This is a genomic window from Methylobacterium sp. D54C (assembly GCF_053345595.1).
The window spans coordinates 1-464 of record NZ_JBKFAK010000113.1; the positions used below are offsets into that span (position 1 = coordinate 1).

General features: G+C 62.5%; 1 protein-coding gene. It reads right to left on the minus strand.

What is annotated here, in order from left to right; translation table 11 throughout:
- Positions 1–115: 115 nt before the first annotated feature.
- Positions 116–464, minus strand: a 349-nt coding sequence (locus ACLBYB_RS32755) for an integrase core domain-containing protein (RefSeq protein ID WP_447701373.1), incomplete at its 5' end; no start/stop codon positions are given.

Sequence of the window (464 nt, forward strand, 5' to 3'; positions counted from 1 at the left end):
GCGGGCGAGGACCCTGGCTCACTTGCGGGCTTGGTGGCCCCAGAGGCTAACGGTCTCTCACCCGCCACCGCGCCGAGAAGTATACCCGACGCGGGATGGATCAAGTTACAAGAGGCTACTGCATGGTCGCGGTCATGGGTAGCCGGAAGGCCAGATCCGGGTAGCTGACGGGCGCAGGTGGCCGATAGCCCAGCGAAGAATGCGGTCGGACGCGGTTGTAGGTGGTTTGCCATAGACCAATCACGATCTGCGCCTCCTTCGGCGAGGAGAAGATCTCTTGGCGTAGGCACTCGCCACGAAGCTTGCCGTTGAAGCTCTCGCAGTACCCGTTCTCCCGCGGGGATCCTGGCGCGATGTACTGGATCTGCGAGCCAGTCTTGGCGACCCACTTGCGCAACGCCTTCGAGATCATCTCAGGGCCATTATCGCAGCGGATGTGCTCCGGGATGCCGTGCAGACACATC